28 protein-coding genes are annotated in these 23,927 nt (G+C 68.0%); 7 read left to right on the forward strand and 21 right to left on the reverse strand.

What is annotated here, in order from left to right; genetic code table 11:
* Positions 1-3: 3 nt before the first annotated feature.
* The 6 genes from ACTIEF_RS03575 to ACTIEF_RS03600 all read right to left on the reverse strand — a co-directional run bounded on the left by ACTIEF_RS03575 (position 4) and on the right by ACTIEF_RS03600 (position 4,185).
* The gene (locus ACTIEF_RS03575; protein WP_439470827.1) at positions 4-141 is read right to left on the reverse strand and encodes a hypothetical protein; all 138 of its coding nucleotides are present in this window, start codon (positions 139-141) and stop codon (positions 4-6) included.
* Between the two features lie 24 nt (positions 142-165).
* Positions 166-1,344 (reverse strand): aspartate aminotransferase family protein, encoded by a 1,179-nt coding sequence (locus ACTIEF_RS03580; RefSeq protein ID WP_439470930.1) that lies wholly within the window; start codon positions 1,342-1,344, stop codon positions 166-168.
* 107 nt (positions 1,345-1,451) lie between these two features.
* Positions 1,452-1,976, reverse strand: coding sequence for a YcxB family protein (locus tag ACTIEF_RS03585; RefSeq protein ID WP_439470828.1), 525 nt, complete (start codon positions 1,974-1,976; stop codon positions 1,452-1,454).
* Between the two features lie 2 nt (positions 1,977-1,978).
* Positions 1,979-2,884 carry a M28 family metallopeptidase gene (locus tag ACTIEF_RS03590; protein ID WP_439470829.1) on the reverse strand — a complete coding sequence of 302 codons (906 nt, stop codon included), beginning with the start codon at positions 2,882-2,884 and terminating at the stop codon, positions 1,979-1,981.
* A gap of 73 nt (positions 2,885-2,957) precedes the next feature.
* Positions 2,958-3,359, reverse strand: a complete 402-nt coding sequence (locus ACTIEF_RS03595) for an SRPBCC family protein (protein ID WP_439470830.1) — start codon at positions 3,357-3,359, stop codon at positions 2,958-2,960.
* 4 nt (positions 3,360-3,363) lie between these two features.
* Positions 3,364-4,185 (reverse strand): ABC transporter permease, encoded by an 822-nt coding sequence (locus ACTIEF_RS03600; RefSeq protein WP_439470831.1) that lies wholly within the window; start codon positions 4,183-4,185, stop codon positions 3,364-3,366.
* Positions 4,186-4,395: 210 nt separating this feature from the next.
* On the opposite strand from ACTIEF_RS03600, the gene gcrA reads away from it, so the two are divergent.
* Positions 4,396-4,920 (forward strand): cell cycle sigma 70 cofactor GcrA, encoded by a 525-nt coding sequence (gene gcrA, locus ACTIEF_RS03605; protein ID WP_439470832.1) that lies wholly within the window; start codon positions 4,396-4,398, stop codon positions 4,918-4,920.
* Between the two features lie 211 nt (positions 4,921-5,131).
* Here the strand turns inward: gcrA and apaG are convergent, their stop codons facing one another.
* Positions 5,132-5,539 carry a Co2+/Mg2+ efflux protein ApaG gene (gene apaG, locus ACTIEF_RS03610; RefSeq protein ID WP_439470833.1) on the reverse strand — a complete coding sequence of 136 codons (408 nt, stop codon included), beginning with the start codon at positions 5,537-5,539 and terminating at the stop codon, positions 5,132-5,134.
* Positions 5,540-5,641: 102 nt separating this feature from the next.
* Here apaG and ACTIEF_RS03615 point away from each other — a divergent pair, with 102 nt between their 5' ends.
* Positions 5,642-6,664, forward strand: coding sequence for a 2'-deoxycytidine 5'-triphosphate deaminase (locus tag ACTIEF_RS03615; protein WP_439470834.1), 1,023 nt, complete (start codon positions 5,642-5,644; stop codon positions 6,662-6,664).
* Between the two features lie 85 nt (positions 6,665-6,749).
* Here ACTIEF_RS03615 and ACTIEF_RS03620 read toward each other — a convergent pair whose 3' ends face one another.
* Entirely contained in the window at positions 6,750-8,042 is a 1,293-nt protein-coding gene (locus ACTIEF_RS03620; RefSeq protein ID WP_439470835.1) for an MFS transporter, read from the reverse strand.
* Complete coding sequence (locus tag ACTIEF_RS03625) at positions 8,039-8,515, reverse strand: cupin domain-containing protein (RefSeq protein WP_439470836.1); 477 nt, start codon at positions 8,513-8,515, stop codon at positions 8,039-8,041. Before ACTIEF_RS03625 ends, ACTIEF_RS03620 begins: the two co-directional genes overlap by 4 nt.
* A 47-nt stretch (positions 8,516-8,562) precedes the next feature.
* Between ACTIEF_RS03625 and dapE the strand changes: the two genes are divergently transcribed.
* Positions 8,563-9,750, forward strand: a complete 1,188-nt coding sequence (gene dapE, locus ACTIEF_RS03630) for a succinyl-diaminopimelate desuccinylase (protein ID WP_439470837.1) — start codon at positions 8,563-8,565, stop codon at positions 9,748-9,750.
* A gap of 9 nt (positions 9,751-9,759) precedes the next feature.
* Here the strand turns inward: dapE and ACTIEF_RS03635 are convergent, their stop codons facing one another.
* Positions 9,760-10,101 (reverse strand): RidA family protein, encoded by a 342-nt coding sequence (locus ACTIEF_RS03635; RefSeq protein ID WP_439470838.1) that lies wholly within the window; start codon positions 10,099-10,101, stop codon positions 9,760-9,762.
* Positions 10,102-10,105: 4 nt separating this feature from the next.
* Entirely contained in the window at positions 10,106-11,416 is a 1,311-nt protein-coding gene (locus ACTIEF_RS03640) for an amidohydrolase (protein ID WP_439470839.1), read from the reverse strand.
* A gap of 57 nt (positions 11,417-11,473) precedes the next feature.
* Between ACTIEF_RS03640 and ACTIEF_RS03645 the strand changes: the two genes are divergently transcribed.
* From ACTIEF_RS03645 to ACTIEF_RS03655, 3 genes are read left to right on the forward strand one after another with little or no spacing between them, the layout of a single operon-like run.
* Complete coding sequence (locus tag ACTIEF_RS03645; RefSeq protein ID WP_439470840.1) at positions 11,474-11,803, forward strand: hypothetical protein; 330 nt, start codon at positions 11,474-11,476, stop codon at positions 11,801-11,803.
* A gap of 53 nt (positions 11,804-11,856) precedes the next feature.
* On the forward strand, positions 11,857-13,158 hold the full coding sequence (locus ACTIEF_RS03650) for an MFS transporter (protein WP_439470841.1): 1,302 nt from the start codon (positions 11,857-11,859) through the stop codon (positions 13,156-13,158).
* A 49-nt stretch (positions 13,159-13,207) separates the two neighbouring features.
* A complete protein-coding gene (locus tag ACTIEF_RS03655; protein WP_439470842.1) occupies positions 13,208-13,639 on the forward strand; it encodes an SRPBCC domain-containing protein in 432 nt (143 codons plus the stop codon).
* 12 nt (positions 13,640-13,651) lie between these two features.
* On the opposite strand, the gene ACTIEF_RS03660 is transcribed toward ACTIEF_RS03655, so the two are convergent.
* The 10 genes from ACTIEF_RS03660 to ACTIEF_RS03705 form a co-directional block, all read right to left on the reverse strand.
* Entirely contained in the window at positions 13,652-14,626 is a 975-nt protein-coding gene (locus tag ACTIEF_RS03660; protein WP_439470843.1) for a type II secretion system F family protein, read from the reverse strand.
* A gap of 9 nt (positions 14,627-14,635) precedes the next feature.
* Positions 14,636-15,610: a type II secretion system F family protein gene (locus ACTIEF_RS03665; protein ID WP_439470844.1), complete on the reverse strand. Its 975-nt coding sequence runs from the start codon at positions 15,608-15,610 to the stop codon at positions 14,636-14,638.
* Positions 15,611-15,615: 5 nt separating this feature from the next.
* Positions 15,616-17,148, reverse strand: a complete 1,533-nt coding sequence (locus tag ACTIEF_RS03670; protein WP_439470931.1) for a CpaF family protein — start codon at positions 17,146-17,148, stop codon at positions 15,616-15,618.
* A 108-nt stretch (positions 17,149-17,256) separates the two neighbouring features.
* On the reverse strand, positions 17,257-18,813 hold the full coding sequence (locus tag ACTIEF_RS03675) for an AAA family ATPase (RefSeq protein WP_439470845.1): 1,557 nt from the start codon (positions 18,811-18,813) through the stop codon (positions 17,257-17,259).
* A gap of 4 nt (positions 18,814-18,817) precedes the next feature.
* Positions 18,818-19,477 carry a CpaD family pilus assembly protein gene (locus ACTIEF_RS03680; protein WP_439470846.1) on the reverse strand — a complete coding sequence of 220 codons (660 nt, stop codon included), beginning with the start codon at positions 19,475-19,477 and terminating at the stop codon, positions 18,818-18,820.
* 11 nt (positions 19,478-19,488) lie between these two features.
* Entirely contained in the window at positions 19,489-20,901 is a 1,413-nt protein-coding gene (locus ACTIEF_RS03685; RefSeq protein ID WP_439470847.1) for a type II and III secretion system protein family protein, read from the reverse strand.
* Positions 20,898-21,821, reverse strand: coding sequence for a Flp pilus assembly protein CpaB (gene cpaB, locus ACTIEF_RS03690; protein ID WP_439470848.1), 924 nt, complete (start codon positions 21,819-21,821; stop codon positions 20,898-20,900). The genes ACTIEF_RS03685 and cpaB overlap by 4 nt, the downstream gene beginning before the upstream one ends.
* 111 nt (positions 21,822-21,932) lie before the next feature.
* The gene (locus tag ACTIEF_RS03695; protein ID WP_439470849.1) at positions 21,933-22,445 is read right to left on the reverse strand and encodes an A24 family peptidase; all 513 of its coding nucleotides are present in this window, start codon (positions 22,443-22,445) and stop codon (positions 21,933-21,935) included.
* A 112-nt stretch (positions 22,446-22,557) separates the two neighbouring features.
* On the reverse strand, positions 22,558-22,737 hold the full coding sequence (locus tag ACTIEF_RS03700; protein ID WP_439470850.1) for a Flp family type IVb pilin: 180 nt from the start codon (positions 22,735-22,737) through the stop codon (positions 22,558-22,560).
* A 226-nt stretch (positions 22,738-22,963) separates the two neighbouring features.
* Positions 22,964-23,143 carry a Flp family type IVb pilin gene (locus tag ACTIEF_RS03705; protein WP_439470851.1) on the reverse strand — a complete coding sequence of 60 codons (180 nt, stop codon included), beginning with the start codon at positions 23,141-23,143 and terminating at the stop codon, positions 22,964-22,966.
* Between the two features lie 292 nt (positions 23,144-23,435).
* Here ACTIEF_RS03705 and ACTIEF_RS03710 point away from each other — a divergent pair, with 292 nt between their 5' ends.
* Positions 23,436-23,849, forward strand: coding sequence for a pilus assembly protein N-terminal domain-containing protein (locus tag ACTIEF_RS03710; RefSeq protein ID WP_439470852.1), 414 nt, complete (start codon positions 23,436-23,438; stop codon positions 23,847-23,849).
* Positions 23,850-23,927: the final 78 nt, after the last annotated feature.

A 23,927-nucleotide genomic window follows, 5' to 3' on the forward strand; every position in this document is an offset into this window, starting at 1 on the left:
CGATCAGACGTTGTCGGTGAAACCGACGACGAGACCATCAACGAAGCCGTTGATCTCGTCGCCGACGAGGGCGCGCGTGGCGAAGACGGACAGGACGACGAGCAGGACCATCGCGATCCGGTTCGATTTCAGACGGGCCATCTTCACGCTCCCTCTTGGTTGAAGTCAGGCGGCGGCCAGTTTGGTCCGCGCGAACTCGCAGGTCTTCTCGAAGCGCTCGACGGCCTCGCGGGCCTCGTCCAGCGTCAGCACCAGCGGCGGCAGGATGCGCACGCAGTTGTCGCCGCCGCCGGCGACCAGCAGCTGCTGGTCATCACGCGCCCAGGCCATGAATTCGCGGTTGTTCGGGACCAGCTTCACGCCGATCAGCAGGCCCTTGCCGCGCACGTCGACGATGACGTCCGGAAAGCGCTGCTGCAGGCCGTGCAGTTGCTGTTTCAGATAGCCGGCGATCTCGTTGACGTGGGCCAGGGTTTCCGGGGCCGACAGTTCCGAGAAGGCGGCCTGACCAACCGCCATGGCCAGCGGGTTGCCGCCGAAGGTCGAGCCGTGGACGCCGACGGTCATGCCCTTGGCCGCGTTCGAGGTCGCCAGGCAGGCGCCGATGGGGAAGCCGCCGCCCAGCGCCTTGGCCACCGCCATGATGTCCGGGGTCATGCCCGCCCACTCGTGGGCCCACAGCTTGCCGGTCCGGCCCATGCCGCACTGGACTTCATCGAAGATGATCAGGACGCCGGTCTCGTCGGCCAGCTCGCGCATCCAGCGCAGATCCTCGTCCGGGGTGGCGCGGCAGCCGCCCTCGCCCTGCACGGGCTCGAGGATGATGGCGGCCGTGGTCGGGTTGCGGAAGGCGGCCTCGAGCGCGGCCTTGTCGCCCCACAGCAGCTGGTGGAAGCCCTCCATCTTCGGGCCGAAGCCTTCGGTGTAGGACGGGTTGGCGGCGGCGTTGATCGCGCCATAGGTCCGACCGTGGAACGAGCCGTCAAAGCCGTAGATATCGATGCGTTCCGGGTTTCCGTTGGCGACGTGGTGCTTGCGCGCCGTCTTCAGGGCGCACTCGACGGCTTCGGTGCCCGAGTTGGTGAAGAAGACGACGTCGGCGAACGACTTCTCGCACAGGGCGTCAGCGAGCGCTTCCTGCCCCGGAATGCGGAAGATGTTGGAGACGTGCCACAGCTTCTGGGCCTGCTCGGTCACGGCGGCGACCAGCTTGGGGTGGGCGTGGCCGAGGCCGTTGGTCGAGATGCCGGCGACGCAGTCGAGGTATTCCGTGCCGTCCGTCGCCCATAGACGCGCGCCCAGACCACGCTCCACCTCCAGCGGCGCGCGGTTGTAGACACCCATCAGATGCTCTTGGGACACGGGACTGAACCTCCAGAAGAGAGACGGCCCCGTCGCGGGTGCGACGGAGCCGATAAAAAGTGTCCGGTCTTGTCGGACGCGAACCGGGGTTAGTCAACACCGGGTCCGAGATGCCCGGAGGCCGTGACATTCTCGACCAACTGCCGGATTGCGGCCAACTGCGCCTCCGTGAGCAGACGTTTCGGCAGGACCGGATTGCTGGCCGGGCTGAGCAGGAAAAGAAACCGGTCGCGCTCCTCACGGACGGCCTTGATCCCGGCCCAGCTGACGCGAGCGGACGAGACGCCGGTACGGAACTCCACGCCCTGCTCATCGAGGACCCAATCGCTCAGCATTCCGCCGCCCGGCGCGGATCGCGCCGCCCGCACCGTCAGCCGCGCATGAAGCCAGCGCGTGACGATCCAGACGACTGACGTCAGGATGACGATGGCAGCCGCGATCGTGCCCAGCGCACTGGTCGCCCGAGGGTCAGCGACAGCAAAGAGTGCGAGGCTCCAGAGGCCAAGGAACGGCGCGAGGATCGGCAGGCAGGCCCACCAGTGGAGCCCGCCCCATCCCCGGGTCAGCGGGCGCATCTCGCGCACCGTCGGCTGAACGCCCTTGATCTCGATCATCGCTATTCGTCCCGCGCCAACCGCAGGGCCAGGTCGGCGACGAAGCCCGAGGTGCGCAGGATGTCGTCACCATCGACCCACTCCATCCGGTCATCGGCCGAGTGGATGCGCTGGAACACCGGCGGGACGAAGCCTTCGGCGAGGCCATTGGTCTCGCCACCGTTGAAGGCCAGCCACATCTGGTGGGCGCCGACGGCGTCCTGCGAGCCGATCGAGATCACCGGCAGGCCGGCGGCCGAGAAGACGCGGTCATCGCTGGGCGGATAGCTGGGGAAGGCCACGCAGTCGAAAGCCCGCTCGGCGCACTGGGTCCGCATGGCGGCCAGCACGAAGGCCGAGGCCTCGCCAACGTTCTCGCCGTACATCAGCGTCTCGCCATAGGCGTTCACGTCCATATTGATGACCGCGTGGATGCGGCTCTTGTCCTGCGACTCCAGCCATTTGCGGGCGCCGATCAGACCCAGCTCTTCCTGATCGGTGAAGACGAAGACGTAGCGATAGGCGCCCGGCGCCTGATCGACCTGCTCCTTGATGGCGACGGCGGCGTCTATCAGGGCGACGACCGAACCGGCGTTGTCGACCACGCCCTGCGACATCGATCCGTCACGCAGGGGCACGGCGTCGAAGTGGGCGGTCAGCACGATGTCCTTGGCGCCTTCTCCGACTGTGACGACCACGTTGGCGCCCGGACGCGGGCCAGTCCGCTCATTGCCGCCCTCGAAGGGTACGGTCCGCGGGGTGAAGCCCTGCTCACGAAGTTGGGCCACGACGACGTCGCGACGCTGGTCATTGGTCTTGGCGGCATAGGCCTGGATGGCCGTCTCGACGGCCTGCCCCTCGGTGGTCAGAGCCTCGTCCTGGACTGGCGCGGCCAGCAGCGAAAGCGCGAAAAGCGACTGGATCAGCATGGAAACCCTTCCCGTTGGTTCCCGTCCTGACTAACCGCCGGATCGCCCCGCCGCCAGTGCGACGGAAGGAACGTCAGGTTTGGAGCAGCCGCTTCAGGGCGGCGAGGTCCTGCGCCACATGGGCCGCATCGGCCTCGAACGCGGCGTCATCCTGGGCCGCCTGCCGGATGACGACGAAGCTGACCTCGGCGCCGTCATGGTTGGGCGTGACGCGCAGGGCGTTCTCCACCACCGTCCCGTCCGCCAGGGTGACCGTGTGGTCGATGACGCCGAACGGATTTTCGGGGGCGAAACGGACGCGGATCTCGCCGATGGGACCGCCGTCGCCGACCCAGTCCTCGCCGTCGCGCCTCAGGCCCGCGGCCAGACCGGAGGCCCAGTGCGGCATGTTCTCCGGCTTCGAGGCGAAGGCGTAGACCTCACGCCAGTCCCGGTCGACGCTGAGATGGACGACACGGGCGGCGTGGACGGACATGGGCTCAGCTCTTCAGGCGCCAGCCCGATTTGAAAACGGCCCAGCAGGCGTACGACAGGATCAGGGTCAGGAACGCGCTCATCGCGACGCCGATCCAGATGTTGCCTTCGGCATGGCCGATGAAGCCCGAGCGGAAGCCGTCGATCATGTAGAAGATCGGGTTCCAGTGGCTGATGGTGGCGAACGGCTCGGGCAGATTGTCGACCAGATAGAAGGCGCCGCTCAGGAAGGTCATCGGCAGGATGACGAAATTCTGCACGGCGGCCAGTTGGTCGAACTTCTCGGCCCACAGACCGGCGAAGACACCCAACATCCCCATCATCAGCGAGGCGGTCAGGCCGAACCACAGGATGGCGAAGATGTTGGCCACGCCCAGTTTGGCGAACGGCATCACGCAGATGGCGGTGACCAGACCCACGGCGATTCCGCGCGTCGCGGCGCCCAGCGAGAAGCCGATGGTCAGCTCCAGCGGGCTGAGCGGCGGGGTCAGGAAATCGGTCGCCGTGCCCATGATCTTGGCCTGGATCAGGCTGGACGAGGCATTGGCGAAGGCGTTGTTCAAAATGGCCATCATGATCAGGCCGGGCGCCACGAACTCGGGAAAGGCGGTGCCGTGCAGCGGCGGCCGCGAGCCCTTCAGGGCGACCACGAAGACCAGCATATAGAGCAGGGTCGTCACCACCGGCGCGGCCACGGTCTGGGCCCCAACCTTCCAGAAGCGCCGAACCTCCTTGAAATACAGAGTTTTAACCCCCTCCCAGTTGACGCCGCTATAGCGGCGCGGCTGCGGGAGCCCGGACGGGCGCGTGGAGGCGAGATCGGTCATGGGCGGGCAGATGCGCCTCGTCTGGCCGCTTCGCAAGGGGGCCTTCGCGGTCCCACCGACGGGACCATCTTAACCATACTAGATATGGTTCCTGTGGACGGACCAATTCCCACATATTGCGCGTTTTAAGAGGTGGTTTACGATTAGGAGTAGGTCGGCCCCACAGGAGGGACATCCCGACCCCATATGTTGAATCCCTGGAGGGCGACCATGACCGCAGGCTGGACCGAAGATCGCGTCGGCGCGCTGAAGAAGCTGTGGCTGGAAGGCCAGTCGGCGAGCCAGATCGCCAAGGCCTTGGGCGGCGGCGTGACCCGCAACGCCGTGATCGGCAAAGTGCACCGTCTGGGCCTGTCGGGCCGGGCCGCGCCGTCGCAACCGGCTCGCGCCACCTTCCGCCCGTCGCGTCCGCGCCCCGCCGCGCAACCGACCCAGGCGCCGTCGGCTCCGCGCCGCATCGAGGCCGCCCAGCCGCGCGTCGCCGCGCCAGTCGCCCCGACTCCGGCCCCGATCCCGGACCTGCCCGGCACCGCCACGGTCATGACCCTGGGCGCCCACATGTGCAAATGGCCGATCGGCGACCCGTCCTCGACCGAGTTCAGCTTCTGCGGCCGCCGCGCCTCGGAAGGCGTTTATTGCATGGAGCACGCCCGCGTCGCCTACCAGCCGCAGATCCGCAAGGGCGGCAAGGACGGCGCCTCGGAGCTGGCCCGCTCGCTCCGCCGCTACATCTAGGTCGTTCTGACCTGTCCAAGGCGGCTCGCTCCACCCGGCGGGCCGCCTTTCTTTTTATCCAGCCACACGGCTGTCACAGATGGCCCCTAGAGGGGCCGCCGTCCGCGTTGACGCCGCCCGCCGCGGCGATGACGCCGGGGGCGGGGGCTGCGGTTATCCGGGTTGACGCAGCCCCTGGCCTCCCGAGCCGCCCGCCGCCCGGCGGGCGTTTTCAATTCAGCACGCGTCTCTCGCCCGGGACATCGAGGCTGAAGGCCGGGATGGCCGCCTCGAACATGCGGCCCAGGTCATCGACCATCGAATAGCCGCCGACCATGGAGCCGGACGGCGTGCCCAGCGGACAGCCCGAAGCATAGGAATAGCTGTCGCCCGGCTGGATGGTCGGCTGCTCGCCGACCACCCCCGCGCCGCGCACCTCCTCGGTATGGCCCCTCGCGTCGGTGATCAGCCAGCGGCGCGCCACCAGCTGCACCGGCGACGGCGACAGGTTCACGATCTCGACCTGATAGGCCCAGACCCAGCGCCCGCCGTCCGGATCGGATTGGCCGGCCAGATAGCTGGGCCGGACGCGGACCACGATCCCGTCGGTTTCAGCTTCGTAGGCGCGTCCGTCATGCATGGGGGAATGGTCCCGGAACCCGGCCCCACGTCAAGCGGGGCCTTGCTCGCGCGGCGGAATGGCGCGAGAGAGACAGGCCGCGAATTCGTGTAAGCGATAGGCATGACCCTGAGCATCTCCCGTCCCGGCATTCTGCCGTCCCAGTCCATCGAGGTTCTGATCGCCGGCGGCGCGATCGCCTCCGACACCCCGTTCGACGTCGATCAGGTGCAGCCGGCCAGTCTGGACCTGCGCCTGTCCGAGGTCGCCTGGCGCGTCCGCGCCTCCTTCCTGCCCGGGAAGCGCAAGGTCGAGGACCGCATCGCCGACGTGGCCATGCACACCATCGACCTGTCCGCCGGCTATGTGCTGGAAAAGGGCTGCGTCTATATCGCCAAGCTGCAGGAGCGGCTGAGCCTGCCCAAGGGCCTGATCGCCCGCGCCAATCCCAAGAGCTCGACGGGCCGCGTGGACGTCTTCGTCCGTCTGCTGACGGATCGCGGCGGCAGCTTCGACGACGTGGACGAGGGCTATGAAGGCCCGCTTTATCTCGAGATCGCGCCCCAGACCTTCTCCATCCTGGTCCGCCCGGGCACCCGGCTGAACCAGCTGCGCCTGAAGGCGGGCGAGCCGCCCAAGCTGGAAACCCGCTCGGTCGGCGTCGACCTGCAGGCCAGCGAGATCGTCGGCTTCCGCGGTCGTCGCCATGCCGGCGTGGTCGATCTGGACAACATCGACGGCCACGACCCGCGCGACTTCTGGGAGCCGCTGACCCTGCGTCGCGGCGAACTGCTGCTGGATCCGGGCGAGTTCTACATCCTGGCCTCGTCGGACGACGTCGAGATCCCCGTCGATCAGGCCGCCGAGATGACCCCGATCGATCCGTCCGTCGGCGAGTTCCGGGTCCACTATGCGGGCTTCTTCGATCCGGGTTTCGGCACGGACGAGGCCCACGGCGCGGGCTCCAAGGGCGTGCTGGAGGTTCGCACCCACGACACCCCCTTCCTGCTGGAGCACGGCCAGATCGTCGCCCGGCTGGTCTATGAGCCGCTGACCGAACGCCCCAGCCGCCTCTACGGCGAGGGCGGCAGCCACTATCAGAAGCAGGGGCTGAAGCTGTCGAAGCACTTCAGGCCTTGGGGCTGAGAAGGGACTAGGGATTAGGGACTGGGGATTAGTGGGCGCGGAGCCCGCTTCATCGACCTAATCCCTAATCCCCGGCCCCTAATCCCTACGACAGCTTGTCCGCCTTCCTCAGCCCTGGGAACATCGCGGCCCATGCGCCCGTGGCCGCCAGCGCGCCCGCACCGCCGAAGCAGGCGGCTCCGACCGCGCCGAGCAGGCGGACCATCAGGCCGGAATAGGCCTCGCCCAGTTCGTTCGACGCGCCGATGAACAGCATGGACACCGAGCTGACCCGGCCGCGCATGTGATCGGGGGTGGCCAGCTGGATCAGGGTCTGGCGGATGTTGACGCTGATCATGTCCGCCCCGCCGCCGATGAACAGCGCCAGACCTGATAGCCACACGATCTTCGACAGGCCGAAGGTCAGGGTGCACAGGCCGAAGACAGCCACCGCCGCGAACATCCAGCGCCCGCCGTGCTGCACGATGGGGAAGCGGCTCAGATAGATGGCCACGGCCATGGCGCCAACGCCGAACGAGGCGCGCAGCAGGCCGAAACCCTCCGGCCCGACATGCAGGATGTCACGCGCGAAGATCGGGGTCAGCAGGGCCACCCCCGCCAGCAGCACGACCACAAGATCCAGCGAGATGGCCCCCAGAACGATCTTGGTCTTCCAGACATAGGCCAGACCTTCCTTGACCGACTCCAGGGGCGACAGCTTGTGCTCGACCGGGGCGGGCTTGCCGCTGGTCTTGATCAGGATGAAGGCGGCGACCGCCAGCAGGAACAGGCCCAGCGACACCGCATAGGCCAGCGGAACATTGATCCCGACAATCACCCCGCCCAACGCGGGACCGGCGATGGCCCCGGTCTGGAAGGCGATGGATTGGGCCGCGATGGCGGGCGGCAGGGCTTTGCGCCCGACCACCATGGGCAGGAAGGCCTGACTCGCGGGGGCGAGGAAGGCGCGGGCCGCGCCGAAGACGGCGGCGACCGCCAGCAGGCCCCACAAGGGCGGCGAGCCATGGATGGCCATGGCGAGAAAGGACCCGGCGCAGGCGGACTCCACCAGGATGGAGATCCACACCGTCTTCTTGCGATCACGCCGGTCGGCCATGGCCCCGGCGGGCAGGGTGAAGGCCAGCAGCGGCAGGAACTGACACAGGCCGACGAGGCCGAGGTACAGGCTGGCCTCGGCCACCGGGTGATCCCGGCGGGCGATCTCATAGACCTGCCACAGCAGGGCCGAGGACTGGATCTGGATGCCCAGCACGGCGACCACGCGGCCGAACCACAGCAGGCGGAAGTCGCGGATGCCCCACGGACTGGCGGGACCTTCGGGCGGAGCGGGGGGAACAGGGGGCGTCGGCGAGCCGGCGTCGAGGCTTTCAACAGTCACGTGCGTCGATCGTATTTCGGGTAGGGGGAGCCGTCCCGGTGGAAGTAGCGATCCGCCCCTTGGGGCAGGACCATGTCGATATCAGGGTAGTCGCAGGCGTCGGTCGTCTTGGAGCGTGTACCCACCTCCAGCAGAACGGCCTCGCTGTCTGAACGGTTCTCGATCTTGTGTCCGTCGGGGACCCCGGCCTTGAAACCCGCGCAGTCGCCCGCGCGCAACACCGTCTCGCCGTCGCTCTCGACCAGAACGACCTCGCCGGACAGGACCATGACGAACTCGTCCTCGGTCGCATGCCAGTGCCTCTGGCTGGACCAGGCGCCAGCGGGCAGACGCAGCATATTGACCCCGAACTGGCTGAGGCCGACCGCATCGCCCAGCTTCCAGCGACGGCGCGGCTTGCACGGACCGGCGTGTTCCTCCGGATAGGAGGTCCCGTGTCCGGTGGGCGCGGCGTCGATGTCGATCTTCGGCATGGCCGTGACCTTCTCCCGATCATCGGGACCACGTAAAGGAAGGAACCATGAGCGACGCATCAACTCCCGTTATCGATCCTGTCGAACTGACCCGCGACCTGATCCGGATTCCGTCCGTCACCCCCGCCGACGAAGGCGCGATGGATGTGCTGGAGCGGACCCTGACGGCGCTGGGCTTCACCTGCCGCCGACTGGCCTTCGGAGATCCGGACGGCGTGGGCGCGAACGCGCGGATCGAGAACCTCTACGCCCGGCGCGGGACGGCTTCGCCCAACCTCTGCTTCGCGGGCCACACCGATGTGGTGCCGACGGGCTCGACCGAGGCGTGGTCCTCCGCGCCGTTCGGAGCCGAGGTGAAGGACGGGGTGCTGTACGGACGCGGCGCGGTGGACATGAAGGGCGGGATCGCCGCCTGGGTCGCGGCGGTATCGAAGGTGCTGGCGAAAGGCGACGTCCCCGGCTCGCTCAGCTTCCTGATCACGGGCGACGAGGAAGGCCCGGCCCTGCACGGCACCAAGAAGGTGGTCGAGGCCCTGATGGCCGAGGGCGAGGTGATCGACGCCTGCGTGGTCGGCGAGCCGTCGTCGCAGCAGCGACTGGGCGACATGATCAAGATCGGTCGTCGCGGCTCGCTGAACACCTGGTTCACCGTACATGGCAAGCAGGGCCACGTCGCCTATCCCGACCGCGCGGCCAATCCGGTGCCGGTGCTGGCCAAGCTGGCGGCGACGCTGGCGGCGCATCGTCTGGACGAGGGCTATGAGGCCTTCCAGCCGTCGAACCTCGAACTGACCACGCTCGACGTCGGCAACACCGCGACCAATCTGATCCCCGCCGAAGCGCGCGGGCGGCTGAACATCCGCTTCAACCCCTCGCATACGGGCGAAAGCCTTATGGCCTGGCTGAACGCCGAGGCAGGCAAGGCGCAGGCCGAAAGCGGGCTGCGCGTCGAGGTCGAGCACATGCACTCGGGCGACGCCTTCCTGACCCAGGCGGGCGTGTTCGTTCAGGCGGTGCAGGACGCGGTGGAGACCGAGTTGGGCGTCCGCCCGGAGGCCTCGACCACCGGCGGCACCTCGGACGCCCGCTTCATCCGCGCCATGTGCCCGGTGCTGGAGCTGGGCCTGGTCGGCCAGACCATGCACCAGATCGATGAGCGGGTGCCCACCGCCGAGCTGGAGGCGCTGGCCGGGACCTATGAGCGGGTGATCCGGACCTATTTCGAACGGATCTGACCGCCCGGCTCAGCGGGCCGCGACGACGATGATCTCGACCCGATACTCCGGCGCCGCCAGCCGGGACTCGCCCGTGGCGCGGGCGGGCGGGTTTTCCTTGTCGACCCAGGCGTCCCAGACGCCGTTCATCGCCTCGAAGTCACCGATGTCGGCCAGCCAGATGGTGGCCGACAGGATCTTCGACTTGCTGCTGCCGGCCTCGGCCAGCAGGCTCTCGATCTCGGCCAGGGCGGTGCGGGTCTGGGCGACCACGTCCTCGCCGGGCTCGCCGACCTGCCCGGCCAGCCATATGGTGTCGCCGTGGATGACCGCCTGGCTCATGCGGTCGTCGGGATGCAGTCGGGTGATCATGGCCTCACTCGCGTTCCAGGAATCTCAGCGCGCTCAGTACATGGGTTTTGACGCCCAGCGGCAGCACCTTCTCGTTGACGTCGAAGCCCGGCGAATGGTTCGGGGCAGAAGTCGCGGGATCGACGCCGTCGGGCGTGGCGCCGAGGTGGTAGAAGACGCCCGGGACTTCCTGCGAGAGATAGGAGAAGTCCTCGGCCACCGTCGTAGGCGGGGTGGCCGGATTGACGTTGCCCTCGCCCGCCGCTTCGGTCAGGACAGGGGCCAGCCAGGCGGAAAGTTCCTCATTGTTGAACACCAATGCCGCGTTCTGCCGGACCGAGAATTCGGCGTTCGCGCCGAAGTTTTCGGCGACATTGCTGATGGCGCGCTCGGCCCGGCGGACGAGGTCGTCGCGCTGGGCAATGTCGAAGGTGCGCAATGTGCCCGACAGCGTCGCCGTGTCCGGGATGATGTTGTAGCGCACGCCCGCGTCCAGGGTGGCGATGGTGAAGACCGTTGGCGTGGTCGTCGGGTCGATGGTCCGGGCGGTCAGGCTGTTGATCGTCTGGATCACGTCGGCAGAGGCGGCGATGACGTCCACGCCCTTCCACGGCCAGGCGCCGTGGGTCTGACGCCCATGCAGGACGATATCGATCCGGTCTGATGCGGCCATGAAACCGCGCGGGCGATAGAAGACGGTCCCCGCCCGACCCGGCACCACATGCAGGCCGAAGATGGCGTCGGGGCGCGGGTCACGCAGCGCGCCTTCCTCGATCATCAGGGCCGCCCCGCCCTTGGGCTCGCCCGGAGGCGCGCCCTCCTCGGCGGGCTGGAAGATGAAGACGATGGTCCCGGCGATGTCGTCCTTCATACCCGCCAGCACTTCGGCGGCGCCCATCAACATGGCGATGTGGGCGTCGTGGCCGCAGGCGTGGGCCACCGGCACGGTTTGGCCCATGTAGGTCCCGGTCGCGGTCGAGGCGAAGGGAAGTCCCGTGGCTTCCAGCACCGGCAGGGCGTCCATGTCGGCGCGCAGGGCGACCGTGCGTCCCGGCTTGCCGCCGCGCAGGATGCCGACCACGCCGGTGCGCCCGACGCCGGTGCGGACCTCCAGCCCCAGCGCGCGCAGATGGTCGGCGATCACGCCGGCGGTGCGGGTCTCGGCGAAACCCAGTTCGGGATTGGCGTGCAGGTCGCGCCGCCAGTCGATGACACGCGGGCGGACCTGCTCCACCGCCGCCTCGACCCGCGCCAGCGGGACCTGCGCGGCGGCGTTTCCGGCGATGACCAGCCCGAGGGCGAGCGACGAAAGGGCGATCAGGCGGCGGACGATCATGGCGCTCCCCGGACGACGACCCTTGCAGAAGACCACCGGTCTCTCGATTTGTCAGCCATGACCCTGAAGCGCGCGAAGACCCAATGGCAGGACGTGGTGCTGGTCTGCCGCAAATGTCAGCGCAAGCTGGACGGCGAGGGCTTCGGCCCCGATGGCGAACGCTCGCTGAAGAAGGCCCTGCGCAAGACGCTGAAGGCGGGCAAGAGCCGCAAGGCCGGGGTGGCGGTGTTGGAGACCGACTGCTTCGACGTCTGTCCGAAGAACGCCGTGGTCGCGGTGCGGGCGGGGCGGCGGGACGCGCCCCTGCTGATCGTGCCCCGGGGCGCCCCGATGGACGAGGTCCGGACCGCCCTTGATCTGGATATCGACCGACCGGCCCGCCGCTGAGGGTCGTCAGTGGGGGGGTGACCCCGCCCCGGCGAACGCCTAGGCTTGCGTTCGTGAACCTGCGCTCTCCCGCCTTCGTCATGCTGTTCGCCGTCAGCCTGATCGCGGCGGCGGGGAACATGGCCCTGCAATCGGTGCTGCCGAACATCGGCCGGGCCTTCGGGCTGCGCGACACCCTGGTCTCGGCGGCGTTCGCCATCTCGGCCCTGATGTGGACCCTCGCCTCGCCCTTCTGGGCGCGCCTCTCCGACCGGATGGGACGCAAGAAGGTGATGATGATCGGCCTGACCGGCTTCATCCTGTCGATGACCGGCTTCGGACTGGCCACGACCTCAGGCCTGCAGGGCTGGCTGGGTTTCGCGGTCGCCTTCGCTCTGATGGCCACGGCGCGGACCATCTATGGCGTGTTCGGCTCGGCCGCCCCCATCGCCTCGCAAGCCTATGTCGCCGACCGCACCACCGCCGGGCAACGGACGCAGGCCATGTCCATGCTGGCCTCGGCGCAGGGGCTGGGCACCGTGGTCGGCCCGACGCTGGCCCCGCTGTTCGTCCTGCCCATCGTCGGACTGGCCGGCCCGATGTACGCCTTCGCCGCCATGGGCGCGATCGCCCTGTTCGTCGTCTGGCGCGGACTGCCCAGCGGCGACGTGGTCCGCATCCCCTCCCCCAGCGGCCGTCGCGACGACATGGGCAAGGGCCTGTGGAAGGACCCGCGCGTGCGGGACTATCTGCTGTACGGCCTGCTGGTGACCGGCGCCCAGGCGGTGAACATCTCCGTGCTCGGCTTCCACATCATCGATGAACTGGCTGCGACGGGGACGCCGCAGGAAGGCAGCCATCCCTTCATCGCCCTGGCCATGTTCGCGGGCGCGGCGGCGACCCTGCTGGCCCAGTGGGGCCTGATCCCGCTGCTGAAGCTGGAATCGCGCGACCTGATGCGCTGGGGCGCGGCCCTGGCGCTGGCCGGCAATGTGCTGAGCATCGCCTCGCCCGGCTATTACGGCGTGGTTATGGGCTATGCCGTGGTCTCCATGGGGGTCGGCTTCGCCCGACCGGGCTTCACCGCCGGGTCGTCTCTGTCGGTCGGGCCGTCCGAGCAGGGCGCGGTGGCGGGCCTGATGATGTCGCTGGCCGGGCTCAGCTTCCTGGCCCCGCCGGTGATCGGTGTGGCCCTGTACGAGTTCGCCGAACCGGCGCCCTTCGTCGCCAACGCCCTGCTGCTGGCCGCCGCCACGGCCCTGTGTTTCCTCAGCCCCCGCCTGCGTGCCGGGCCGCCGGATCTGCCTGACCGGGAGGAGACGCCCTCGCCCGAAACCCCGCCCGCCTCCCAGCCCGGGCCGGAAGGTAACCGTTGAGGCGACGCGCGCCCTTTTCTGGCCTCGCAAGCCGTGCCAGATCAGCGCCATGGATATCGCCAAGATCGAAAAGCGCATCGGCATTCGGGCCTCCACCGATGCGGTCTGGGAGGTTCTGTCGAACCTGCCGGACTGGGACCGCTGGAACCCCATCGAGACCGGGGTCGCCGGGACCATCGCCTTCGGCGCCGAGATCAGCCTGACGGAGGCCATCGAAGGCCTACCGGAACGTAAGGCGGTCACCCGCGTCGGCGAATGGCAGCCCTACGCCCAGCTGGTCTGGGCCGAGAACCGCGGCCTATGGTTCCGCTCGCTGCGCTATTTCGAGATCGAGGAGTTGGACACCGGCGGCTGCATCGCGGCCAACGGCTTCCTGTTCAGCGGCCTGCGCGGCGAGATGTTCTTCGACAAGAACCGCAAGGCCCTGCGGCACGCGGTCAACGCCGTGGCCGACGCCTGGAAGGCCGCGGCGGAAGCCTGATCGACCCCTCGCCTACTGCGCCATCGTGTCCTGGATGCTGATCAGCGCCGGGGTCAGGATGACGATGAACAGCACCGGCAGGAAGAACAGGATCATCGGCACGGTCAGCTTGGCCGGAAGGGCCGCGGCCTTCTTTTCGGCGGCGGACAGGCGCAGCTCGCGGTTTTCCTTGGCCATGGTGCGCAGGGCCGTGCCCAGCGGGGTGCCGTAGGTCTCGGCCTGGGTCATTGCGGTGGCGACCGACTTCACGCCCGGATGGTTGGTCCGCTTGGCCAGGCCGTCATAGGCCAAGCGACGGTCGGGCAGATAGCTCAGCTCTGCCGACAGCAGGGTCAGCTCCTCGGCCAGATCGATGGACTGGCCGCCGATCTCCTGACTCACCTTCTGGATCGCGGCCTCGATGGACATGCCCGCCTCGACGCAGATCAGCAGCAGGTCCAGCGCATCAGGGAAGGCCTGCATGATCGAGGCCCGGCGCTTGGAGATGCGGTTGGCCAGGAAGATGTTGGGGCCATAGAAGCCGACCACCGCCGAGATCATGCAGATGGTCACCCGCGTCATCACCGGCAGGCCGAAATCATTGAAGATGAAGAGGTAGAAGACCGCGATCGCCAGGAAGATGAACGGCATCGAGAAGCGGAAGAAGTAGAATGTCGTCAGCGGCTTGGGCCCGCGATAGCCGGCCTGGGCCATCTTCTCGGCCACCTTGGGGTCCTCCAGCAGCTGGGTCAGGTTCAGGCGCTCGACGACCCGCTTCTTGAAGCCTTCATCGGTGTGACGCAGCCCGCCGGGGCCAGCGGCGATGGCCTGACGCGAGCGACGTTTCAGCTCCTCGCGACGCACCGCTACCGCCTTCATCCGGCTGTCCAGCTTGGCCCCGCCGGTGAACGAACCCAGCAGGGTCACGATGGTGGCGAAGACCAGCACCCCCACGACGATGCTGAGGATGTTGGCGGGATCGGTGAAGAAGGGAATGAGGCCCGGCATGTATGGTCCTCAGAACTTGAAGGAGATCATCTTCTTCATCACGAAGACGCCGAAGCTCATCATGATGACGGCGACCACGAGCATGAATTGGCCGCGCGGATCGGTGAACAGCTTGGCCATGTAGGCCGGGGTCGTGATGCTGACGAGGATCATCACCGCCGGGGGCAGCGAGCCGATGATGCCCGCCGAGGCGGTGGCTTCAGACGACAGCGCTTTGATCTTCTCGCCCATCATCTTCCGCGCGCGCAGGACGGTGGTCAGGTTGGACAGGGCCTCGGCCAGGTTGCCGCCCGTCTTCTGCTGGATGGAGATGACGATGGCGAAGAATTTCAGCTCCGGCGTCGGCATGCGCTCGTACATCTTGTCCAGCGCCTGCGGCAGCGTCAGGCCCACGCCCATGCCCTCGACCAGCTTCTGGAACTCCGGCCCGAGCGGCGCGGGACTCTCGCGGGCGATGATCTTGAAGCAGTCGTGGACCGGCAGGCCCGACTTGATACCGCGCACGATGACGTCGACGGCGTCGGCGAAATGGCTGGAGAACTTCTTCATCCGGCGCTTGCCGAGGAAGCCCACGACCCAGCGCGGCAGGCCGAGGCCGAAGACCACGGCGGCGCCGAGGCAGAGTAGGATGTTCAGGCCGAACAGCAGCGGCAGCAGGAAGGCCGCGACGCCCAGCACGGCGCTGGTGATCCAGAAGGCCCGCACTGTGGTGGAGAGGCCCGCCTGCTTGAGCTTGGCGGCCAGGCTGACCCGCGCCTTGCGCTCGGCCCGCTCGGACTCCTGAAGCTGCGTGAGGATCTGCTTGCGGCGCGCCTCGGGCGTGTTGGCGGCGGCCTTCTTGGCGGCGGTGGCGGTCTGTTTCGGCGTCCCGAAGGACTGGGCGCGCTTCACCGCGGCGTCGCTGGAATCCCCGCCGCCGACGAAGGCCCAGCCGATGCCCCCGATGGTGATGAACGCCAGCACGGCGGCGAGAATGGGAAGCATCGCCGTTACTCCGCCGCGTCCAGCGCTTCAGCCAGTTCGCGTTCCAGTCCGTAGTAGCGGGCGCGGTCCCAGAAACGCGGGCGGGCGATGCCGGTCGAGCGGTGACGGCCGACGATCTTGCCGTTCTCGTCCTCGCCGGTGATCTCGTAGACGAACAGGTCCTGGGTGACGATCACATCGCCTTCCAGACCAACCACCTCGGTGATGTGGGTGATGCGACGCGAACCGTCACGCAGGCGGGCGGCCTGAACGATGACGTCCACCGAGCCGACGATCATCTCGCGGATCGTCTTGGACGGCAGGCCATAGCCGCCCATGGTGATCATCGATTCCATACGGCTGATGGCTTCGCGCGGGCTGTTGGCGTGCAGCGTGCCCATGGAGCCGTCGTGGCCGGTGTTCATCGCCTGCAGCAGGTCGAAGGCTTCCGGGCCGCGGACTTCGCCGACGATGATCCGCTCGGGACGCATCCGCAGACAGTTCTTCACCAGATCGCGCATGGTGATCTGGCCCTGCCCCTCGAGGTTCGGCGGACGGGTTTCCAGACGGACCACGTGCGGCTGTTGCAGCTGCAGTTCGGCCGCGTCCTCGCAAGTGATGACGCGCTCGGTCGGGTCGATGAAGGCCGTCAGCGTGTTCAGCAGGGTCGTCTTGCCCGAACCCGTACCGCCCGAGATGACCAGATTGCATCGCGAGGCGCCGATGACGCCGAGAACGCGCGCGCCCTCGGGACTGATGGAGGCGTACTCCACCAGGTTCTTCATCGTCAGCTTGTCTTTCTTGAACTTCCGGATCGTCAGCGTCGGACCGTCGATGGCCAGCGGCGGGGCGATGACGTTGACACGCGAGCCATCGGGTAGACGGGCGTCGCAGATCGGGGAGCTTTCGTCCACGCGGCGGCCGACCTGCGACACGATCCGCTGACAGATGTTCATCAGCTGGGCGTTGTCGCGGAAGCGGACGTTGGTCAGTTGGACCTTGCCGCCGACTTCGATGAACACACGGCCAGCGCCATTCACCATAATGTCGGCGATGTCGTCGCGGGCCAGTAGCGGCTCGAGCGGACCGTAGCCGAGGACGTCGTTGACGATGTCCTGGACCAGATGCTCCTGCTCGGCGACCGACATGGAGACGTTCTTGATCGCCACCAGTTCGGCGACGATGTCGCGGATTTCCTCGGCGGCGGCCTTGGGATCGAGCTGGGCCAGCTGTGCCAGGTCGATGGTGTTCATCAGCGCGTTGAAGATCGTCGTCTTCGTGGCGTGATAATAGTCCGACTGCTCGCGGACGATCTCGGCGACCTGCTGGGCCTTCTTCAGCTGTTCGAAGCCGGGCGTGGCCTTGGGGCCCGGTCCGGCGGCCTTGGCCGGCGCGGGGGGCGGAGGCTTGGGCCGGGAAGCCAGGGCGTCGAGACGGTCAACGCCACCCGTCGGCTGAAGGGCTTGCTGGGGGGCCGTGCGGGGCGCATCCAGCACATCGGCTTCAGGGCCGCCGAAGGCGAAGGCCTGGGTCTGGACGCCCTGTTGGGGCTGAAACAGGGGCTCGGAGCCGCCCGGCGCGGGCGCGGGCTGCGGCGCGGCGGGAGCCGGGCGCGGCGCCGCCGGCGCTAGGGCTCCGGGCTGACCTGTGCGCTTGCCGAACACGTCCTAGGACTTCTTCTTGAACAGGCCGGAGAACATCGACTTGCCGCCCGCCGCCTTGCTCGCCTTGGGACCGGCCAGCAGGGGGATTTCACGGCGCGAGACGATCTGGGCCAGGGTCTGGAAGGCCTCGGCCGCTTTGGACTTGCCGCCCGCATCGAGGATCATCTGACCGTTGTTGGCCGCCGCGCCGAAGGTCTTGGCGTCGAACGGGATGATCAGGCTGGGATGGACGCCCAGCGCATTGCCGAACTCCTTGGCCGGGATTTCCGGACGACCGGGCACACCGACCTGATTGAGGACCAGGCGCGGCGGGGCGTCGTTGGGACGGCCCTGCTTGATCAGGTCGATCATGTTCTTGGCGTTGCGCAGCGAGGCCAGGTCGGGCGTGGCCACGACCACCACCTCGTCGGCGCTGATCAGGGTCCGACGCATCCACGACGACCAGACGTGCGGCAGGTCCAGCACCACGAAGGGCGCGGTGGCGCGGATCTGGGTCGTCACCTCCTCGAAGGCGTCCGGGCTGATTTCCCAGTCGGCATCGAGCGTGGCGGGGGCGGCGAACAGGCTCAGCTTGTCGGTGCAGCGGACCATCATCCGGTCCAGCAGGACCGGGTCCAGGCGATCCGGCTGCGACAGGGCGTCGGCGACGCCGTTCAGCGGATCCTGGTTGAAGTCCAGACCGGCGGTGCCGAATGGCAGGTCGTAGTCGACGATGACCGTATTGGCGCCGATCCGCTCGGACATCGCATAGGCGGTGTTGTGGGCGACCGAACTGGAGCCGGAGCCGCCGCGCGCGCCGACGAAGGCGATAGAGCGACCGACGAAGGGCTGGGCCGGGTCGGCGAACAGGCCGCCGATGGCGGCGATCAGCTGCAGCGGCTGGAGCGGGGCGACGAGATATTCGCTGACCCCCCGACGCATCAGTTCGCGGAACAGCAAGATGTCGTTGGTGGCGCCGATGACGACCACCTTGGTGCCGGCGTCACAGACCTCGGCCAGTTGATCGACTTCCCACAGCAGGGTCTGCGGGTCCTTCAGGCATTCGACGATGATCAGCGGCGGCGTCGGCTCGTGCTGATAGGCCTCGACCGCGGCGGCCACGCCCCCGACCCGGATCTGGGTCGTGGCGCGCGACAGGCGGCGATCCTGCCCCGCGCGCTCGGCGGCGGCCAGGGTGTCCTGCCGCTCGGCGAAGACGTGGATGGCGATGCGCGGCACCGAAACCTCGGCCGCGTGCCCGGCGGCCATCGGCGGCGAGAAGGCGGCGTGGGCGCCGGCGACCAGTTCCCCGACCGGATTGAAGTCGCCGCCCGTCTGGGTCGGCTCCGGCAGGGCCTGGCGTTGCGGCTGGGGCGCCGGGGCCTGAACGGCCGGGGCGGTGAACTGAAGCGGCGGACGACGCGCGCCCTCATCGCCCATCATCGGCTCGCCGGGGAAGGCGTCCAGGGCAGGTTCGGCGGTCGGCGCGGCGGGAGCCCCCTGGGCGACATAGCCCATGTCGAGGTCGAACTCGTCGTCCTCGAAGTCATCGAAAGCGCGGGGGGCGAAGGCGTTGCTCATGGGCTTAGTCCACGGCCTGGGAGATCGCGCCCTGAACCAGGGTCTCCTGCGGCGCCGAGGACAGCTCTCCCTTGCGGTAGTGGTCAAACACGATGGCGGCGCGGCCCGGATCGGCGGCCGTCATGGCGCGGGCGCCGACGATGTCGCGCGGATCGGCGATCTGGGCGGCCATGTTGGCGTTGATGGCGCAACCGAGACCCAGCGACGACTGGTTCGAGAAGCGGCCGCCCATGTTACGGGGCTCGGTCCCGCAGTTCGGGATCACCGCGCGCACGGTCTCGAACCCCGCCAGCACCGGAGCGCGGGGGTTCGGCGCGTCATAGGCGAGGACCTCGATATTGCCGGCCGGAACGCCGGCGGACTCAAGTGCGGCGCGAACCGCCCAGGTCTGGCGCGAGGCCGAGGGATCTTCGCCCGACGGTCCCTGGACCTGGATCCTTCCCACGCCGGAGGCGGCGTAGCGACCGGCGAGGTCGTTCAGGGCCGAAATCTGGTTGGAAGACAGGCCGTCGTCGTGCACCGCCAGGGCGATGCGATCCAAGCCGGGCTCGACCCGCAGGGAGTAGCGCGACAGCGGGGTCAGCGGCGCGGTGTCGGCGCCGCCGGTCGAGGCGCAACCCGCCAGCAGGGCGGCGGCGGACAGGGAGAGGAGCAGGGAACGCATCACAGGGGCCCTCATTCGATCACATAGCCCACCGGACCGGACCAGCCGGTTCCGGCGACCGCCGTCCCGGCGCGCGGGGCGTTGTGCTGGTCCAACTGGCCGAACAGCAGGGTCTGGGCGTCGTTGGCGATCTGCAGGCCGTCGGCGGGAGTCTGCATGGTCCCGGCGCCGGTCGGCGAGACCACATAGGCCTCGACGATGATGACCAGCTCGGTCTCGCCGGAGATGTAGTCGCGCGAGCGGAACAGGGCGCCCAGCACCGGCAGGTCGCCCAGCGCGGGCAGGGAGTCGATGTTCTGGCGGGTGTCCTCGCGCAGCAGGCCCGCGATCATCAGCGAACCACCCGACGGCAGCTCGACCGTATTGGAGGCCCGGCGGACGTTCAGGCCGGGGATGACCAGCGACCGGTCAGCGCCGCCGCCCAGGGTGAAGGCGCCCACCTGGGTCAGCTCCGACACCTCGGTCGACAGCTGCAGCGAGATGCGGCCCGGCGACAGCACGATCGGCCGCACGGCCAGACGCACGCCATAGGGTTTGAACTCGACCGTCACCTTGGTCGAGTTGTCCGAGGTCTCCTGCCCCACTGGGACCGGGAATTCGCCGCCCGCCAGGAACTCGGCGGCCTCGCCATTGGCGGTGGTGATGTTGGGCTCGGCCAGGATGCGGACCAGGCCGGCGCGCTCGAAGGCGCGCAGGGCGGCAGAGGTGGTCGAACCGTCGCCGGCGCTGTCGTTATAGCGGATGATGCCGCCGCCCAGTTGGTTGCCATTGACGGCGAAGGTCGCACCCTGGGTCAGGGACAGCCCGTTGCCGACGCTGGCCAGAACCGCCGTGGCGTCAAAGCCCAGCTGTTTGATGGCGGTGCGCTGCACCTCGACGATGCGGGCCCGGACCATGACCTGATCAGACCCGGCGATGGTCATCATATTGATGACCTTCTCGGGCGAGGAGACGAAGGCGCGTGCGACCTGGCTGGCGCGATCCGCCTCGCCGGGGCTGAAGACCGTGCCGGTCAGGATGATGCTGTCGTTGACCGCCTCGGCGTGAACGTTGGCGTTGGGCATGACCCGGTTCAGCGTGTCCTGCAGGGCCGAGACCCCGGCGTCGACGCGGACGCGCAGCGACAGGATGGTGCGACCGGCGCCGTCCAGCACGACCGCGTCGGTCTCACCCGGCTGCAGACCGATGATGGTGATCCGGCGCGGCGAGTGCAGCATGGCCTCGGCGACGGTTGGATTGGGCACGATCACGTCGCGGGCGTCGGCGGGCAAGTCAACCGCCATGGACGAACCGCGCGGCAGGCTGATCAGTTGCGACTGCGCGCCCATGGAGACTGCGGCGCGGCTCTGGGCCCAGGCCGTCGGGGTCGGGCTGGTGGCGACGACGGTCAGACCCGCTAGGGCGATGGCGACAAGACGCTTCATTGGACCACCACCACTTCCGGCGCGCCGCCGCGATAGATCCGCACCGCGCCGCTCTGGCGCACTTCCGGACGCGCCGTGCGGCCCGAGGGACCGCCAGTGTCGGCGTAGGAGCGCAGGATCAGGCTCAGTTCCCCCTCGGACTTGGCGAGAGCCAAGGCCTCGGCGTCACGCGGACCGACCTCGAGGGTCGCGGTGGCGCCGATCACGGCCTGTTCGTCATCCCCGGCGCGGGTCGACTGGTCGATAGCCAAGACCTTGATGTTCTGCATCACGGTGGCCGACGTGAACTTGGAACGGTCGCCTTCGGAGGCGCCCATGTTCGACAGATTGGTTTCCCGCGTCAGGACCACGTCCACGCGGTCGCCCGGGAGGATGAAGCCGCCCGCCGCGGTCTCGACCGTCACGCGGATGGCCATGGCACGCATGCCCGGTTCCAGATAGGCGGCCATGTAGCCGCTGTCTCCGGCGCGCACGATCTTGCGCATGACGATGGGTTCACCCGCCAGAATGGGTTCGCGAACGACAGAGCCGACATAGTCGGCCTTGGCCCCGCCGGTGGCGATATCGGTGGCGGCGCGGGTCACCGAGGCGACGGCGCCGGCGGGCTTGTCGTCCGCGGCGGGTTGGGCCGGAGCGGCGGCCGCCGAGGGGATCGGCACCGAGCCGTCGGTAATGAAGACCGGATTGACCTCGTCGACCGGCCAGTCCTTCCACTCCATGTCGCCCTCGGTGAGACGCTGGCCGGGCTGGAGATCCTTGGCGGCGACCAGAACCTTGGCCATCGGGCGGCTTTCGACGGGCGCGGCGGCGGCCACGGTCGCAGGCTGGCCCGAGGGCGACCCCATGGCGCGAACCACCAGCGCCAGGCCAATGGCGGCCACCGCGGCGATGCAGATCACGATGATACGGGCAGGCTTCATCGACGGTCTCCGGCGGGCCTTCCCGGACGCGTGAATCGGTCCTTCGGCCCCCTACCGTTAACGAACATGCCGGGCGCGGGTTAACGCGGGCCTAAGTCCCGCAGTGTCGTGTTATCCGGCGATAAAGGCGGCCATCAGCGGCGACGACGGCCAGGCCAGCAGGGCGCCCGCGCAGATGGCCACGCCATAGGGAATGGCGCCGCGAGGCTCCATCAGTTGCACCACCCAACCGGGCGCGCCCAGCAGATAGGGGCGCGAATGGAAACGGGCGAACAGCAGGAACAGGCAGAACAGGCCGCCCACAAGCGCGGTCCAGAGCACGAACATGCCCGAGCCCTGCACACCGAGCCAGAGGCAGGACGCGGCCATCACCTTGGCGTCACCGCCGCCGATCCAGTTCAGCGCGAACATCCCCGCCCCGACGAACAGGGCCACGACGGACACGCCGACGCTGATCGCGACCGTCTCCAGCGGCAGGCCCACGGCGATCGCCGCGATGGGAAAAGTGACGACCAGGGCGAGCGAGACCCAGTTCGGAATCTTCATCGTCGTGAGGTCTTTCAGACCCGCGATGATCAGCAAGGCGGGCATCACCGCCAGCAAGCTCAGATAAAGGGTGTCCATAGGTTATGGTTTCGCACAGACGCGGTTAAGACCCGGTTTCCTTGGGCAAAGAAAAGGGCCGGGGCGTTTCCACCCCGACCCTTCGCCGGTTTCAAGAGGTTCCGCGGGGGTGTTAGACGCCCGGGGTGCCGCCCATGCCGGTCACGACTTCGTTGAACTTGGTCTTGATCGTCGAACCGAGCGCGGTGACGGCCGAGATGATCACGACGGCGATCAGGGCGGCGATCAGGCCGTACTCGATGGCGGTGGCGCCCGACTCGTCGGACATGAATTTCGAAACGAACTTGGTCATCTTGTTTCCCTTCCAGCTTGGGTGGACTGCGAGGCATTGGGGAAGCCGGTGACCCGTCTCACCCCCCGAACATGCGCAGCCTGCGCCGAGGGGGTTAAATCGAGACGTACGAATGTGTTTACTGCAACGTTTACTGTTAAGCTGAAACAACCAATTCCGGCCAAGCAAAAGGGCCGGAGCGTTTCCGCCCCGGCCCTTAGCCGGTTTCAAGAGGTTCCGAGGGGTCTTAGACGCCCGGGGTGCCGCCCATGCCGGTCACGACGGCATTGAACTTGGTCTTGATGGTCGAACCGAGCGCGGTCACGGCCGAGATGATCACGACGGCGATCAGAGCGGCGATCAGGCCGTACTCGATGGCGGTGGCGCCCGACTCGTCGGACATGAACTTCGAAACAAACTTGGTCATGGACTTTGATCCTTATGGATGAGGTGTAGCGAGCTAACTGACGAGGGGGGAGCCGGCAGCCCGCTTGACCCCCAAAACGCAGGATGGTTATCGCCCATATCGGTTAAAGCCCGGTCTTCGGTCTTGGTTACTGCGAGATTTACTCTAAGAATCTGCGGCAACGCTGGGTTTTGCCCATCTGGAGAGGCCTCCCGGGAGAGCCCAAACGGCCATTTCAGAATTTCTTGAGGATTGCGGACGCAGTGTCCGGCTCACGCTCACGCGCGCGCCCGTTTATTGAGAAGACGTCGCCATGATCCATCAGATCCGCCTTGCCGCCGCTGTCGCCGCCGCCGCCGTTCTGGCCGCGCCGGCGATTGTCGCCGCCCAGTCCGCCAGCATGAACGTCGACATCGATCAGGCCCGGCGCGTCCAGCTGCGTGGCGCGGCAGCCTCGGTCATCGTTGGCAATCCGCAGATCGCGGACGTCACCGTGGTTGACGCCAATACGCTCTACATCACCGGCAAGGGCTACGGCGTGACGGAAGTGGTCGCCGTGGACCCGATCGGCCGCACCGTCTTCCAGAGCCAGGTCGTCGTCACCGCCGGCGACGGCGGCGGACGGGTCCGCGTCTGGCGCGGCGCCGCCGCCACTGAAATGGCCTGCGCCAGCTCCTGCTCGCCCTCGGTGCGCGGGACGACCGGCGGCGCCACCGAAACGCCGTAAGACCCGGTGGGGGGCGGGACCTGTTCTGAAACGAAGCCGATGCGTCCGTCGCGGCGCAGCCTGCGGCGCGCCCGGGAG

The organism is Brevundimonas sp. (assembly GCF_051858995.1).
Lineage (GTDB): Bacteria > Pseudomonadota > Alphaproteobacteria > Caulobacterales > Caulobacteraceae > Brevundimonas.

Bases quoted from the DNA above. Each gene is read 5' to 3' on its own strand.
- ACTIEF_RS03600 (WP_439470831.1), bottom strand. From the start codon at position 4,185: ATGACCGATCTCGCCTCCACGCGCCCGTCCGGGCTCCCGCAGCCGCGC.
- ACTIEF_RS03645 (WP_439470840.1), top strand. From the start codon at position 11,474: ATGACCCTGAAGCGCGCGAAGACCCAATGGCAGGACGTGGTGCTGGTC.
- ACTIEF_RS03710 (WP_439470852.1), top strand. From the start codon at position 23,436: ATGATCCATCAGATCCGCCTTGCCGCCGCTGTCGCCGCCGCCGCCGTT.
- ACTIEF_RS03615 (WP_439470834.1), top strand. From the start codon at position 5,642: ATGACCCTGAGCATCTCCCGTCCCGGCATTCTGCCGTCCCAGTCCATC.
- ACTIEF_RS03675 (WP_439470845.1), bottom strand. From the start codon at position 18,813: ATGAGCAACGCCTTCGCCCCCCGCGCTTTCGATGACTTCGAGGACGAC.
- ACTIEF_RS03585 (WP_439470828.1), bottom strand. From the start codon at position 1,976: ATGATCGAGATCAAGGGCGTTCAGCCGACGGTGCGCGAGATGCGCCCG.
- ACTIEF_RS03590 (WP_439470829.1), bottom strand. From the start codon at position 2,884: ATGCTGATCCAGTCGCTTTTCGCGCTTTCGCTGCTGGCCGCGCCAGTC.
- ACTIEF_RS03695 (WP_439470849.1), bottom strand. From the start codon at position 22,445: ATGGACACCCTTTATCTGAGCTTGCTGGCGGTGATGCCCGCCTTGCTG.
- ACTIEF_RS03700 (WP_439470850.1), bottom strand. From the start codon at position 22,737: ATGACCAAGTTCGTTTCGAAATTCATGTCCGACGAGTCGGGCGCCACC.
- ACTIEF_RS03660 (WP_439470843.1), bottom strand. From the start codon at position 14,626: ATGCCGGGCCTCATTCCCTTCTTCACCGATCCCGCCAACATCCTCAGC.
- apaG (WP_439470833.1), bottom strand. From the start codon at position 5,539: ATGCATGACGGACGCGCCTACGAAGCTGAAACCGACGGGATCGTGGTC.
- ACTIEF_RS03625 (WP_439470836.1), bottom strand. From the start codon at position 8,515: ATGCCGAAGATCGACATCGACGCCGCGCCCACCGGACACGGGACCTCC.
- cpaB (WP_439470848.1), bottom strand. From the start codon at position 21,821: ATGAAGCCTGCCCGTATCATCGTGATCTGCATCGCCGCGGTGGCCGCC.
- ACTIEF_RS03635 (WP_439470838.1), bottom strand. From the start codon at position 10,101: ATGATCACCCGACTGCATCCCGACGACCGCATGAGCCAGGCGGTCATC.
- ACTIEF_RS03685 (WP_439470847.1), bottom strand. From the start codon at position 20,901: ATGAAGCGTCTTGTCGCCATCGCCCTAGCGGGTCTGACCGTCGTCGCC.
- ACTIEF_RS03680 (WP_439470846.1), bottom strand. From the start codon at position 19,477: ATGCGTTCCCTGCTCCTCTCCCTGTCCGCCGCCGCCCTGCTGGCGGGT.
- ACTIEF_RS03705 (WP_439470851.1), bottom strand. From the start codon at position 23,143: ATGACCAAGTTTGTTTCGAAGTTCATGTCCGACGAGTCGGGCGCCACC.
- ACTIEF_RS03595 (WP_439470830.1), bottom strand. From the start codon at position 3,359: ATGTCCGTCCACGCCGCCCGTGTCGTCCATCTCAGCGTCGACCGGGAC.
- ACTIEF_RS03575 (WP_439470827.1), bottom strand. From the start codon at position 141: ATGGCCCGTCTGAAATCGAACCGGATCGCGATGGTCCTGCTCGTCGTC.
- dapE (WP_439470837.1), top strand. From the start codon at position 8,563: ATGAGCGACGCATCAACTCCCGTTATCGATCCTGTCGAACTGACCCGC.
- ACTIEF_RS03580 (WP_439470930.1), bottom strand. From the start codon at position 1,344: ATGGGTGTCTACAACCGCGCGCCGCTGGAGGTGGAGCGTGGTCTGGGC.
- ACTIEF_RS03665 (WP_439470844.1), bottom strand. From the start codon at position 15,610: ATGCTTCCCATTCTCGCCGCCGTGCTGGCGTTCATCACCATCGGGGGC.
- ACTIEF_RS03640 (WP_439470839.1), bottom strand. From the start codon at position 11,416: ATGATCGTCCGCCGCCTGATCGCCCTTTCGTCGCTCGCCCTCGGGCTG.
- gcrA (WP_439470832.1), top strand. From the start codon at position 4,396: ATGACCGCAGGCTGGACCGAAGATCGCGTCGGCGCGCTGAAGAAGCTG.
- ACTIEF_RS03655 (WP_439470842.1), top strand. From the start codon at position 13,208: ATGGATATCGCCAAGATCGAAAAGCGCATCGGCATTCGGGCCTCCACC.